The organism is bacterium (assembly GCA_037131655.1).
Classification (GTDB): Bacteria; Armatimonadota; Fimbriimonadia; order Fimbriimonadales; family JBAXQP01; genus JBAXQP01.
Map to the genome: position 1 here is coordinate 1 of JBAXQP010000048.1, position 12,736 is coordinate 12,736.

Here is a 12,736-nt window from a genome sequence, read left to right on the forward strand (position 1 = left end):
GATAGGAAAGATCTTATCAAGGGTGAAAGCGCGCAGTTGAGTTGGAAGGTGCTTAACGCTGAAAAGATTTACCTTTCTCCGCTTGCCGATCCTGCGCCCATCCCATTAGAGGTTAGTAGTCGTCTAGTAACTCCGGATAGAACGACGGAATACGTTCTAACGGTGGTAAATGTCAAGCAGACAGTAAGTTCGAAGGTAACTATCACGGTTACCGAGAAGAGTAAGTCTACTATCGATATATTCACGGCGACACCTGGAACGGTCGATCCTGGCGGAACAGTTACGCTCACGTGGCGAGCAACCGGCGCTTCAAAGGTTGATATCGATCACGGAATCGGCGAGGTTGATTATCAAGCCGGCACTGTTGATGTCAAGCCAATGAAAACAACTAAATATCAAATTACGGCTACCGACAATGAAGGGCACACAGCCACACAGTCAATTACTGTGGTTGTAAAACAGCCGCCGGTGGATCCGACTGGCACTGAAACTGTGATGCCCAGCGATCCGAACGGCATAAATGGGCCGCGTTAGCAGTTTATTTGGAATAGAGCCTTATGAACGTCCCCTTCTATGCAAGAAGGGGACGTGTAATATCAGGGGTGAAAGATGTCTGATCGTATATTCAATCGTTTTATCTTCTTGTTTTCTCTAGCTGGTTGCTTTGTAGCAGGGATGTTGATACTATTCGATTGGCACTTTGTCGATCTTCCCTGCGGGACCGGTGGGTGTGATGCTGTAGCGCAATGGCCCTACTCTAAGTATATTTCTGCAGCAGGCTTCTTGTTCTACTCGTTAATCGCAATCCTTTGTTGGGTGCGCAGTCAAAAAGAGTTAAGTCAATGGCGCCCAATAAACAGCGCGATTTTTGGACTAGCAATCCCTTCGGCAATCATAAGTTATACTCTTATTTATTATGCGGATTCGGTACTCAACGCAACCTGTTGGTGGTGCGCTTCCTCCGCTGTGATCATAACACTTATCTTGTTGGCCTCAGCTTTCCACCTGTCTAATCGCCGTGAAATACAAACGTCCATAGAGCCAAGTGTCGAACACAAGTGGCATCTTATATTCGCGCTTTTGGCAGTGTTGGTTGGGGTTGGATATGGCTCATGGATGGTCTGGGACAAAACCAAAGTGGAAGCCGTATCAAGAGCAACTGCAGCTAAAGTGTTTCCAAAAGACATTAAATTGCATATTCAAGGACCGGAGAACGCCCCGATCACAATTGTGGAGTTTTCAGACTACCAATGCGGAAACTGCCGTGTATCTCATGAATACATAGTTAAACTTCTACAGATGAACCCCCAGAGTGTACGGTTCGTTTATCGCCATTTTCCTCTTTATATGGTTAAAGGTCATGAAGTGTCCCTCAAAGCTTCTGCTGCAGTCGAAATGGCTGGAATGGAAGGGGAAGATAAGTTTTGGATGATGAGTGACCTTGTTTTTCGTCTTTCAAAAGATAAAGAATTGGATGAAAAATCTCTCATCGGTTTAGCTAAATTTATGCGTTTAAATATGAAGACGTTCAACCTTGCTGACCCTCCGGATTCTGTGATGGTTCGAATCCAACGCGATATAGCCGATGCAAAAGCCGCTGGTATAGAAGGTACTCCAACCTTCTTTATCTTCATACCCAATAAAGGCGTTGTTAGGACTGAGTCGACCCAAAAGCTCATTGCGCTTATAATGGGGGGAAGTCTCAGCCAATACATCCCCAACCCGCCCCCTCCGCCAAGCTTCGACACCGAACCTCAGCCAACAGTCCCTACCGATGTTCATTAGATGCTGATAGGTATTGTAAATTAGGGGCTGGAGGTTGGTCATATGGCGTCAGAAATGCGCAATGCGCTATACTGATTAGCTACGGATGCTAGGTTCAAAATGTAACGGAGGAGTTGGTATGATCAGAGTCTGGATAATAGCTTTGGTATTGTTGTTTATAGCTCAAGATGCGCAGGCTCTAGATGTCAGCAAAATGCTCCAGCAAGCGAAGGCGAAGGCAGAATCAGCAAAGACAATGAAAGGGCAGTTAGTATTAACCACTAAGGGCACGGTTCAAGGCAAAGAGGTGGTTAAGGAGCTTCTAATTGACTTTACTTATAAAGCCCCCAACAAGATTTACCTCACTATGAGGGGTAGTAATGCCTTATCCGGTAAGACAGAGATGAAGATGGCATCAAACGGGGATATCCTGTACGTGTATGATGCTTCTCAGAATACCTATAAAAAGGATAAAGCAACCAAAAAATTTAATCCAATTCTCGATACTGGCGGGACCCGAGGAGCGATAAGCACACCTGGGAGCGTCTATAAACTGAAAAGGACGTTTGTATTGGAAGGCATTCCTGTTTACGAAATTCTTGCGGAAGTTCCTAGGAAAAATCTTCCTTCTCAAGCTAAAGTTCAAACTCTCATTTATGTGAGACAAAAAGATCAAATGATCTGCGGAATGAGTTCGGATCTTTTGATACCAGCGAATGCGAAGGGAAAAGTGAGCAATTTGCGAACTACCCTAATGGTCAAAACGCTTAAAATAAATATGCCGGTCGATGAAAAGCTTTTTAAATGGATACCCCCTGCGAAAGCAACGCAAGCTTCATCAAAAAGCAACATACCCGGTAAAAATACTTCTCAGCCTAAGTAAGAATTAAGATGAAATTAACAGTAGCCGGTGCGCAGCTTCCAGTTGGGGAAGATATTAACGAAAATCTAAAAGCGATCAATCGGGCGATTGATTTTGCGGTTGATGCAAAGGCGGATATTTTGCTGACGCCGGAAGGCTCCCTTAGTGGGTACACCCCTCGTTTTAACGCCAGTGAGGTTGTAAGCGCCCTTGAAGTTGTTACAGCAAAAGCGCGTTCCGTAAAACTTGGGTTGGCGCTTGGCACTTGCTTTGTTGAGCCTGAGGATAGACGCTGCTACAATCAACTGAGATTTTACGATCAAGAGGGCGTCTTTTTGGGTTTTCACAGTAAAATATTGCGATGCGGTGATGTAATGAGCGAAGAGCCGCAAGGGGAATGCACGCTTTATGATACAACCCCGTTAAGAACTTTCAACCTGAATGGGATCGTGATCGGCGGCTTGATTTGTAATGATGTCTGGGCTAATCCACTCTGTACGATTGAGCCAGACCCTCATTTGACCCAGCAGCTATCGAAAATGGGAACAAAAATAATCTTTCATGCAGTCAATGGGGGAAGAGCCAGCAGCGAGTATTCCAAGTTGATGTGGCAGTATCATGAATCAAACCTTCGAATGCGAGCAGAAGCAGGTCAAGTTTGGATTGTGACGGTTGATAATTGCTTTCCGATGAATATTGATTGCTCTTGCCCAAGCGGTATAATTGGTCCGCAAGGTACATGGGTAGTAAAAACGCATTCAAAGGGCGAGCAATTCTTTACCTATACGATTGAAATTGAGGGTTAGAATAGCTTCCTCGAAAAAAGCTTGTAATATCCGTTCGGATTTTGGTAATTAATTCGGATGCCGAACGTCAAAAGACATTGCTAATCCGTTTGATATGAGTTAAAGGCAAATTGTAAGCGGTGTGCATGGTGAGTAGAACAGTTTTCATTGCTTACAGGGTTGGTTCTGCTTGACAATGAGTATTGGTGAGTGATAAGATTAGGGCGCGAAAGAAGTAGGAGAACGTCGTCAATGGCAAAAACAGTTAGCTCTGTGGTCGGAGTAGACATCGGAACGCATACGATAAAAGTAGCTGAACTACGTTTATCGAAAGATCGTCCGGTGCTTACCGGCGTAGGAATAGCTCCAACTCCTCCTGGCGCAGTCGATAGTGTCGGCGTTCAGGATCCAGTTGGTTTAGGGGTTGCGCTCAAAAAACTGCTCAGTGAATCGGGCATTACGACTAAACAAGTAGTGTTCGGTATATCCGGTCAGTCCTCTGTTGTGGTGCGTATTTTGGAAGTTCCGAGAATGTCGCAAGCTGAACTTGCAGAGCACATGCAATGGGAAATTCAGCGTAATATCCCCTTTGCCGATACAGCAATAGTTTCGGATTTTCGGCCAATTGATCGCCCGAATACTCCCCCTGATTCTCAGACGATGGAAGTAGTTCTGGCAGTTGCTCCTCAGGACGCGATCGATCGTATTGTCGATGTTGGAAAAGCAGCAAACTTGAGGCCGATAGGCATTGATGTTGAGCCACTTGCCCTTAATCGCTCCCTCATTTTGAGCCAATATGAGTTGTATGGTGACAAAACGATTTGCGTCATCAACCTCGGCGCATCAAGCTCTACGGTTGATATTTATCAAAACGGCTTACTGGTCTTCCCGCGTATTCTGCCGATCGGTGGAAACATGCTGACCGATAAGATCAAGCAGGCCTTTGGGGTAAGTGCAGAGGAAGCAGAGAGTCTTAAGCGAGACGAAGCAGAAGTGATGATGAACCTGTTGGCGCAGCAAACGCCAACGATGCAGGGAGCAGGCACTCAATCATTCGATGTTGAGGATACGGGCGGTTTTGAGATTACGAGTTCGAAACAGCCTGATGTTGTGCCCACAACGTCTGATGTTCGGCAATTGTATGAAAAAGAGGATGATGTGGCGCTTCCGGTCTTTCCGGGACACGCTGACTATGTTCCACCTGAAGAAGTAGTTGAGGCAACGCCAGAACCCGTTCAACAGACGACACAAGTGCTTTCTTCCATAGAACAACGCAAGGCGAGATTGTTCTATGCGATTAGCCAAGATTTAGAAGAGCTTGTAGGAGAGATACGGCGCTCGATTGAATACTTCCGCAGTCGTTCAACCGATTCTCGTATCGACCAGATATTAATTTGCGGTGGGTCGGCTGGTATTCGCAATCTGGATGAATATCTGCATCAATCGCTTGATATTCCAGTTGTAGTCGCGGATCCGCTCCGAGGTATTCAGGTGAATACCCGACGTTATTCGGAAGAGTTTTTGATGCAAAACGCGCTATTACTGCCCGTAAGCATCGGCATGGCGATGAATGCATTCTATGAGTAAATAATTGTTTCGGCGCCAATAGTTTGTGCGCATTTTGTATACCGAGAGGAACGTTGAACGAGAAGCGTTTCTAAAGAGGGTCCAAGAATCATGAAACTGAACTTGTTGCCAACCTATGTAAAACAGAGCACAACCCGACGGAACGTGGGGCTGTTTGTGACGGCATTATTTATTGTAATTAATGCTGTCATGTTAGTTTGGTATATAAGCACTAGTAACACGCTAACTGAGAGAAAAGATACGAAAATGAGGATGGATCAGGAGATCACTAGAATTGCCGCTATCTCAGACAGCGCGGACAAGATTCTTGAAGATGCGAAGCTGCTGATTGCGCAAACCCTTGCTGTTGATAGCGTGGTGGGATTTAATCGGCGTTATCCCGATGCCTATATGGATATCGTACCGTTTATTCCGGCAGGCGTACGTGTGAACCGAATGAATTTTACTGCATCAGGTGGTGATGCAAACGCTAACTCTAATCCATCATTAGGGGCTACTGCCGCACCGACCACCGGTACAGGTTCCGTTTTGGTGATGGAGGTCAATATTAAGGACCTCAAGCAACTAACACAACTTTTGGCATCGCTTTATCAGTGCCCTCATATTAATTTAGTTGGGATCGACGAAATAAAAGGTCCTGGGACACGATATCCGTCAGGAGTAAGTGGCGGATATGGTCCGGGTGCTGGTAATTCGTCAGGAAGTCCTACTGCCGGTGCCCCAAGCGCAGGCGCATTTGGCGGGGGCTTATCATCCGGTGGAATGTCATCGGGTACGTCAGTTGAACCGCTTTTGCCAGGTTACAATACTTATGTCATTACATGTGTGACTGATGAAATATTTGATAAACCGGATGTAATGGGAATAATTAAAGGTGGCAGTAGCGCTACTGTCACAAGCAGTGGAACGCCGGCGAATACTTCCATGAGTGGAAGTTCGCCAATGGGTCGCTAAACTTAAATAGCGCAAGTCGGTAGGGAGACTTAGGATGAGGATTACGATTTTTGGAATCTGGTCAATTGGACTCGTTGCGACAATTGTCGTAGCGTTCGCCATTTGGGGTCTGGGTGTTCGCCCGACCGGCACATTGGTTGCGTTTCATGACGAGTATATCCAAAAGGCACAATTAGAAATTGACAAAGAGCCTATCGCCCATCAGCGCGTTGCTAAAGCAAAAGCAATTGTTCAGCAAGCGAGGCTTGATTGGGCGGATGATGCCGCAATGTATGGCCTCCCTCCGTCAATTATAGATTTCTCTCAAGACCGGCTTCATATGGCGCTGCAAGCTTGGACGTTTCCATCCAAACTTGGTCACACTTTTTATGGCTATGCTAATAAAACGGGTGTTGATCTCATGAGTATCCCGACCGTAGGGCCGCTACCATCGAACCCTAACGAAATCATCAGTCGATATTTTAATGGGGATGGGTATCCGATTTTAATCGCGCAATACAACTTTGGCGATCAGTCGGTACGCGGATCATTCCCACACATTTTGCAGCATTACAGAAATTGGTCGAATCTAAGTCACTATTTAGTTCTTGTGGATAATTTACGCTTCCAGGGAACGACTCCAAACTTGATTGGTCAGTATAACGCAACGGTTTACGTGTTGCCTCAAAGCCCTGTCAACCCAGCTAATACAAAAGCCATTCCGAATTTAGGAGCTACCGCCAGTAGCTCTTCCGGTCCTGGGTATGGAGGGACGGCAACGTCTAAATACCAGGGATCTAGTAATGAATCACCCGTTGGACCTTCTGGTGACACTGGTGGCGGTATAAGAGGAAATCGCAACGCGGGCGGAGAATAGGGGATAATCTAATTATGAAGGGAAGCAAAGCGCCTTTAATCATCATATTGGTTGTGGTAGTGATCGGATTAGCCGCACTGATTATATATATTAAGAATAGCTCAAGTGATCAAGTAGCAAGTACTCCTACTACTGTGCCAAGTGGGGCGCCGGGTTCGCCAATGGGGTCTCCTCCTGGCACACCAGGATTTCAACCTACACCAGGTCTTGGTGGTCAAAGTTCTGCAACGCCTTCAACGCCGACAATGTCTAAACCGAAAGAAACCAAAGGCCCTGTTATCGCAGTTGTAAACAAACCGATTTACCCATCGCGACCAGATCCCTTTAGTAAATTGGCAAGTGAAGTTTATCGCTCAAAAGCTAAGATCATTGATATTGTGAGCTTTGCACCTGTGTTCGTACCTGGCCCTATGCCAATTATGCCGCCCCCGCAACCTGTTTATGATCCGCAGCCCTATCGACGCCTAGCGGGCATTTTGGCTGGCAGCAGCATCGCTGCGATTTTAGAAACCGAAGGTCAGGACCCAGTGGTAATTCGCCCGGGTACGATAATAGGTGAGTGGCGCGTCGCTCAGCTTACTTCAACGTTTGCAGTTTTGAAGCGAGAAGGAAACGTCACTCCAAAGGAAGTTATCGCCCGATTAGAAGCTCCACCGGCAGGAATGCGACAAGCTGCCAACCAACCTGTTGGCGGACCTGGTATGGGACCTGGTTTTGGTCAGCCGGGGTATGGAGTTCCAGGAGGCGCAGGCAGACCTCCCGGTTCCGGTGGTGGCCGACCAGGTCGCGGCAGTAATTAAATACAAGATTTATACGTACATTAGTTTGAAGCTGAAGCGCTTGTCTTAATAGAAGTGCGCCAACGCCCGAAACTTATATTTGAATAGCGAACAAAGTTTGACCGTAACGAATCCGAGAGTCCGACGTATGATATTCGGAGGTGTCCATTATGAGACGTAATCTTTACATGACATTGCTCATATCTCTGATACTCTTTCAGGGAATGGCAGTGAAAAGCGTGATGGCTCAGGCCCCATCAGATATCGCATCAAAGCCTGTGTCACTTGATTTAGACCAAGCCGATGTCCGCGCTGCTCTTAAGCTTTTGTTTGGAAGCGTAGGCGCTAACTATTCAGTCGATCCGTCAGTACAAGGTTTTATCACCATTAAACTGAAGGATATCGCATTTGAATGGGCGCTTCGCAGTGTTTTAGGCCAGGTCAAAGCGACATTCCGTGTTGAAGGCGGTATCTATTTGGTAGTTGCGAAGGTTGAAGAAACGGTTGTGCCGACTTCAACTGCGGTTGATACCCCTGTGATATCCGCGCCCACTAAGATCATTCAAAGAATACCAATACGAATGGCTGACCCTGCCAGTATTGCGCAGCTCTTTGGAGGAAGTATTATCCCCGTTGAGCCTAGTCTTAATAGCGGTGGCGGCGGCGGTGGCGGAGGTAGTTATGGCGGCGGCGGCTTCGGCGGCGGTAGCTATGGCGGCGGGATGAGTGGCGGTTTAGGCGGTGGTAGTTATGGTGGCAACCGTTCGGGGAGTTTTGGAAGCGGTAGCTATGGTGGCGGCAGTTATGGCGGCAGTAACTATGGCAGCGGCAGTTCCTATGGTCGTTCCGGTACCGGTTCTAGCTATGGCAATATAGGCCGCGGTTTCTAAATTTAATATAATCTCATAATGTCGTCTCCAATCGAATTTTTTGAATAGAATTCGATTGGTAGTAACACTTAGCTTTGAGACGATGGTAAGTGACTGGTCTTATGGAATGTTACATGCTAACCTCATAGAATAAGTGTGAAAATATCTTTAATTGCTGAATGGTTTTTAAGGGTATCCTTAATGAGTCAATAAGTTAGTAAATAGTCTGTACGGGAAGTTTAATAGAGGCGATTGCGAATAACCTCTCAGGGAGGAGTCTTGGACATGCATCACCGTTTAATAAAGGTGGTATTGGCACTTCTGGCTCTAGCCATAGCAGGTGCACTTTTAGCACAGATGCGCGATGTATCTACAGCGCGTGTATCGTTAAATTTACAGGGAGCGGAGCTTTATACTGCTCTTCAGCTTCTTACAAAGCAAACCGGCGCTGAGATATGCTTTAAACCTACGGATAAACCATATTCGAAGGTTAATGTCAATCTTACTGATCGTTCCTTCGAGACAGCGTTGCTTGCCATTTGTATGTCTGCAGGCGCTGAATATGAAAAGAATGAGGATGGGGTTTACTTCATCCAGCCTGTCGGCACCCGACCTGCTCAGCAATTGAGTAGCGATAATGTCTATACTACGTCTGTTGTTCCTAAGCCTAGGATGCGTATCGAAAAGATTGCTCTTAAGTTTATGGACGCTCGTGATGTAATGAGAGCAATCTTTTCTGGTGGAAACAATCCTGAGTCTTTAAGTGCATCGCAAGTCCAGGCGTTGGTTCATCGGAGCATACCGCGGGTGCTTGTTAATAACCCGACGGTTATAACGCCTGTTGTACCTGCAGTTCCAATCGAGGGCGCTAGTTCTTCGAACGATACTGGCGCAAACCGCTCATCAGACCTAGATCTATCGGATAACCAATATGGCGGTAGAGGACCCGGCGGATCATTTCCCGGCGCACCGACTACTCCTGCAATTTCAAACACCCCTGGCGCCACCAGTGCAGCCTCTGGTCTGCTGCCTCCGGATGTTGATAGTGTTCAGGCCTTCCTTGTTGATAACTCCTTAATTGTTAAGGGAACGGATGAAGGTATTGAAGAGCTTAAGCGACTCGTTAGAATTTTCGATGTTCGCGCAAAGCAAGTCCTGATAAAGGTTGAATTCATTACTGCTCAGGCGAGCTTAAGCAAATCATTCGGAATTAACTGGAATTTCTCTCGTGTGAACGTTACAGGTGGTACCTCAGGGTTTGCCGGTGGAGATCCTGTCTTCTTGAACTATGCTTCCGGTAATGTGATTGCTAACCTCCGTACGAGGCTTATTGAAGGTAAGGGTAGAGTTGTTAACTCACCAATTGTTACCACAATGAATAACGTGCCAGCAGTCATTCAGGAAGAGTTAAGCCTTACCTACTTTGTCAATCAGTCAACGATTACCGGCACCGGTAACCAAATAGCCTTCCCAACACCCATTCAAATCCCGGTAACGACCTCTTTGCAGGTCACCCCGCGAATAAATGCGGACGGAACAGTTACTTTGATGCTTGCGCCGCAGATATCTGATCTCGGTCAACTTCGCAAGAGCCCTGATGGTACTGAAATTCCGGATACAGTAACCCAGTATGTTCAGTGCTTGCGAACTATAAAATCAGGCGAGACGATGGTGCTCGGCGGTTTGACAAGAAAGACTGAAACGAGCAGTGTTAACAAGGTTCCCATTCTTGCTGATCTCCCGATTATCGGGTCGCTCTTCCGCAGTAAATCCTCCACTCGTGAGGACAGCGAGTTGTTAATCTTCGTAACACCAGTTGTGCTACCTGATCCCGATACAGGTAATCAGGTAAGTATAGAGCCTTAATCTAGTTGACAATTAGATTGCGATAATAACAAGCGGCGTCGAAAGGCGCTGCTTTTATATTTTGGGAGTTAGGAAAATCAAAAGATTAAATCACAGCCTCGGCGGCTGGGAGAGCGGATTCGGAATTGTCCGGCCAACGAATAACAAGACAGCCGTCTTCTCTAATACCCTGTGCAATACCGGAACGGCCATCAGGGGAGCGATAAAACTTACCCTTAGTCGCATCACGTGTACGCCATAGAGTAGCGAGAGCGATTGGATTGCTAATCAGTAAGGGGTACAGACTATGGAACCTATCCCAGATATTTGAAGCAAATTCGGAGATGGAGCTATCAGAATTAGATAAGCGTTTTATGGAAGTGGCGCTATCGTTTAAGGGTGGCGTGAAGATTGTTTGATTAACGTTTAACCCAACTCCAATAATTGGAACTTTCCCTTGTGTCGGAGCTTCGGGAAGTTCAAGCAATAGGCCTGCAACTTTTTTATCCTCTATCAGGATATCGTTTGGCCAGCGGAGCTTCGGGTATGTTGATAGGCCAAGTTCAACCAATCTCTCTTCAACAACTTCGCAAACAGCTAGTGCCATGATAAGGCCAAGTTCCCATGGAGGTTCAGGAACTGGAATATCCCAGAGGATGTAGGTGATAAGTAAGTTTTCGCACTCACAAGACTCCCAAATTTTTCCCCAACGCCCACGTCCCTCCGTTTGAAAATCAGCTTGTACTGCGTCTACACGGCGTTCTCCGGCACTTACATGGGCTGTCGCCACTGTCTGTGTTGAATTGACTGATACATGACGTTCTACGCGAATGTGGCTCATATAGCAATTATATTATGTGGCACTCAAAACGCATTGGTAAAATGGGAGCGGAGTGAGTGAGCGCTCCGACCGAAATCCTGTCGACACCGGTTAAGGCAATTTCACGCACCGTACCTAAATTTACACCACCTGATGCTTCAAGAAGCGCCTTACCGTCAGCCATTTTGACCGCACTTTCTAACATTTGAGTGGACATATTATCAAGCAGAATAATATCAGCTCCGCATTTAAGAGCTTCTTCGACTTGTGCCAAGCTATCGCATTCAACTTCGACTTGTAGTTGATGGGCGTCTATTCTTACGCGTTCGATGGCTTGCTCGACGCCTCCAGCGAGCGCGATGTGGTTGTCCTTAATTAGGACAGCGTCGTACAAACCGAAGCGATGATTACTTCCACCACCCACTCGAACCGCATATTTTTCCAATACTCGTAAGCCGGGGGTTGTCTTTCTGGTATCGAAAATCCGTGCTTCAGTGCCCTCAATAAGGCATGTAAATTTATTGGTTAGTGAAGCAATCCCTGATAAATGCTGTAAGAAGTTGAGAGCGACTCTTTCGCCAGTCAGAAGAGCTTGAGCGGAACCTGTAAGTTGGGCTGCAATCAGCCCTTTGGTGATTGTCTGACCTTCGTAAAAGGAATCATTTGCATGGCAATTGGGATCAAGCTGCCGAAAGACTTCAAGCGCTACCGGCCATCCTGCAAGGATCCCCTCACCCTCCGCAACAAACTTACCGCAGGCCATAAGATTGGAATCGACAGTCGACAGGGTCGTAACATCCCCCGATCCCACATCTTCAGCAAGAGAACGGCGCACGATATCGGAAACGGTAGTGAAGTCAAGCATAGGAATATCAGTACTCATTAGTACCCATTGTACCCAAGCAGTCGAAGAAGGTTCCGCGTATATAAGCGACCTGTCATTGAAGGTTATATCTTACAGATGTTAATGAAAGAGAAAAGGTTATGTCATTAAGCGCTGACAGCGATTTCTTCCAATAACTTAGCTTCATCTTCAGCTTTGAGGCGTACGTAACGCTCGATGAGTTCAGGAAAAGCAATTCCAAGGACAAGGCATGTTGTATAAGGAGACAAATAGAAATTGCCTTGTACCATGCTGCCCAATGTCATAGCCAGGACAAAGGCAATGGAAGCCCAGCATGCTCCTATGACTATTCCGCTCTTAGACTTTCTCATTAATAGAAATGGTTGTAGAAAAGCGGCTAAGATAACAAACAAAAGGGCTAGTACCTGAATAATCCCCCCCTTAAGGGCGTGGAACATCCATGAGTTGTGGGTGTAATAAAGCGAACTGATGTGCATGCCAGTGCTATAAGTAGAACCACCAGCTCGTCCGCCGTAAGCTTTACCATAACCATATCCGAGTATAGGGTCTGTCAACCAGGCCACTTTTGCTATATCAATTTCTATTAAGCGATCCTTTATACCTCCTTTGATAAACTGTTCTCTTTCGAAGGTTTGGCTGAAACGCAGGTAAGATTCATCCCATAACTGAGCAAAACGCTTGCCAACAGCAGGGATGGCAAAGAAGAATGGAGTTATGATTGCGACGATGATTAAAGTATGGATTATCGAC

The 12,736-nt window shown here is 46.4% G+C and carries 13 protein-coding genes; 10 read left to right on the top strand and 3 right to left on the bottom strand.

What is annotated here, in order from left to right:
• The 10 genes from WCO51_03800 to WCO51_03845 all read left to right on the top strand — a co-directional run.
• A partial coding sequence (locus tag WCO51_03800; protein ID MEI6512381.1) for a hypothetical protein occupies positions 1-534 on the top strand: 534 nt, incomplete at its 5' end.
• Between the two features lie 75 nt (positions 535-609).
• Positions 610-1,785, top strand: a complete 1,176-nt coding sequence (locus tag WCO51_03805) for a vitamin K epoxide reductase family protein (GenBank protein MEI6512382.1) — start codon at positions 610-612, stop codon at positions 1,783-1,785.
• A gap of 118 nt (positions 1,786-1,903) precedes the next feature.
• Positions 1,904-2,647, top strand: a complete 744-nt coding sequence (locus WCO51_03810) for a hypothetical protein (protein ID MEI6512383.1) — start codon at positions 1,904-1,906, stop codon at positions 2,645-2,647.
• Positions 2,648-2,655: 8 nt separating this feature from the next.
• Complete coding sequence (locus WCO51_03815; GenBank protein ID MEI6512384.1) at positions 2,656-3,432, top strand: carbon-nitrogen hydrolase family protein; 777 nt, start codon at positions 2,656-2,658, stop codon at positions 3,430-3,432.
• Between the two features lie 231 nt (positions 3,433-3,663).
• Complete coding sequence (pilM, locus tag WCO51_03820; protein MEI6512385.1) at positions 3,664-4,998, top strand: type IV pilus assembly protein PilM; 1,335 nt, start codon at positions 3,664-3,666, stop codon at positions 4,996-4,998.
• Between the two features lie 90 nt (positions 4,999-5,088).
• Positions 5,089-5,952, top strand: a complete 864-nt coding sequence (locus WCO51_03825; GenBank protein MEI6512386.1) for a hypothetical protein — start codon at positions 5,089-5,091, stop codon at positions 5,950-5,952.
• Between the two features lie 34 nt (positions 5,953-5,986).
• Positions 5,987-6,808, top strand: a complete 822-nt coding sequence (locus WCO51_03830; GenBank protein ID MEI6512387.1) for a hypothetical protein — start codon at positions 5,987-5,989, stop codon at positions 6,806-6,808.
• A gap of 14 nt (positions 6,809-6,822) precedes the next feature.
• Positions 6,823-7,608, top strand: coding sequence for a hypothetical protein (locus WCO51_03835; GenBank protein ID MEI6512388.1), 786 nt, complete (start codon positions 6,823-6,825; stop codon positions 7,606-7,608).
• Between the two features lie 149 nt (positions 7,609-7,757).
• The gene (locus tag WCO51_03840; protein MEI6512389.1) at positions 7,758-8,477 is read left to right on the top strand and encodes a hypothetical protein; all 720 of its coding nucleotides are present in this window, start codon (positions 7,758-7,760) and stop codon (positions 8,475-8,477) included.
• Between the two features lie 264 nt (positions 8,478-8,741).
• The gene (locus WCO51_03845; protein MEI6512390.1) at positions 8,742-10,322 is read left to right on the top strand and encodes a hypothetical protein; all 1,581 of its coding nucleotides are present in this window, start codon (positions 8,742-8,744) and stop codon (positions 10,320-10,322) included.
• Between the two features lie 85 nt (positions 10,323-10,407).
• Here WCO51_03845 and WCO51_03850 read toward each other — a convergent pair whose 3' ends face one another.
• From WCO51_03850 to WCO51_03860, 3 genes are all read right to left on the bottom strand, one after another.
• On the bottom strand, positions 10,408-11,142 hold the full coding sequence (locus tag WCO51_03850) for a biotin--[acetyl-CoA-carboxylase] ligase (GenBank protein MEI6512391.1): 735 nt from the start codon (positions 11,140-11,142) through the stop codon (positions 10,408-10,410).
• A 7-nt stretch (positions 11,143-11,149) separates the two neighbouring features.
• Positions 11,150-12,004, bottom strand: coding sequence for a carboxylating nicotinate-nucleotide diphosphorylase (nadC, locus tag WCO51_03855; protein MEI6512392.1), 855 nt, complete (start codon positions 12,002-12,004; stop codon positions 11,150-11,152).
• Between the two features lie 107 nt (positions 12,005-12,111).
• On the bottom strand, positions 12,112-12,736 hold a 625-nt coding region (locus WCO51_03860), incomplete at its 5' end, for a hypothetical protein (GenBank protein MEI6512393.1).